Origin of the sequence: Microbacterium tenebrionis (assembly GCF_903645325.1) — a bacterium.
Lineage (GTDB): Bacteria > Actinomycetota > Actinomycetes > Actinomycetales > Microbacteriaceae > Microbacterium > Microbacterium tenebrionis.
Map to the genome: position 1 here is coordinate 1 of NZ_CAHJXQ010000024.1, position 801 is coordinate 801.

Below are 801 nucleotides of genomic sequence, written 5' to 3' on the forward strand. Positions count from 1 at the left end.
GGATGCTGCGCCGACTGAAACCGTTCGAGAACAGCAACCGCGTGCCGACCACGATCGTGGATGCCCTGACGCGCGCGGATTCGCCGTACGCCGAGCCCGCACGGCTGCAGCTGCTGATCGACGGCGTCGGATACGCGATGCAGCCGAAGCTCGCGGCATCCCTGCGTCCGCGCGCGGCAGAGCTGCTGCGGGGCATGCCGCCGGCCGAGCGCGACCGGTACTTCGACCCTGCTCGCCTTGCGCGACTGCGGCTGCCGGGTGCTCCCGCCGAGAGCCTTTCGCGGCGCCTGCTGCGCTCGGCAGGAGGAGTGGGACGCATGGAGGAGCTGCGCCTGACGGTCCACGCCGCCCGCCGTCGGCTGGCACGAGCATGGAAGGCGGTGCGGGGCCTGTGACGCATGCACTCACGGTCGCGATCATCCCGGCCCGCGGCGGGTCGAAGGGCGTTCCGCGCAAGAACCTGCGGCCGGTCGGGGGCGTGCCGCTCGTCGTCCGAGCCGTGCGGGCGGCCGCTGCGGCATCCGCCGTCGATCTCGTCGTCGTGACCACCGACGATGCCGAGATCGCGGAGGCCGCCGCCGCAGCCGGCGCGCGCATCGTGCGGCGCCCGGCCGAACTGGCCGGCGACACCGCATCGTCGGAGAGCGCCGTGCTGCACGCCATGGACGAGCTCGAGGGCGATGGCCTGACGGTCGGCGCCGTGGTGTTCATCCAGGCGACCTCGCCGTTCATCCCGTCAGGCGGGGTCGACGAGGCGATCGAGCACATTCGCGCTGACCGCTCATCAAGCGTCTTACGACC

At 72.4% G+C, this 801-nt stretch carries 1 protein-coding gene and 1 pseudogene; both read left to right on the plus strand.

All coding sequences use genetic code 11. The features are described from left to right. Positions 1-395, plus strand: a pseudogene (locus HWX58_RS14830) (polysialyltransferase family glycosyltransferase); the annotation flags it as partial. After that, positions 392-801: cytidylyltransferase domain-containing protein (locus HWX58_RS14835; protein WP_250646289.1), on the plus strand; the 410-nt coding region annotated here is incomplete at its 3' end. The pseudogene HWX58_RS14830 and the gene HWX58_RS14835, both read left to right, overlap by 4 nt.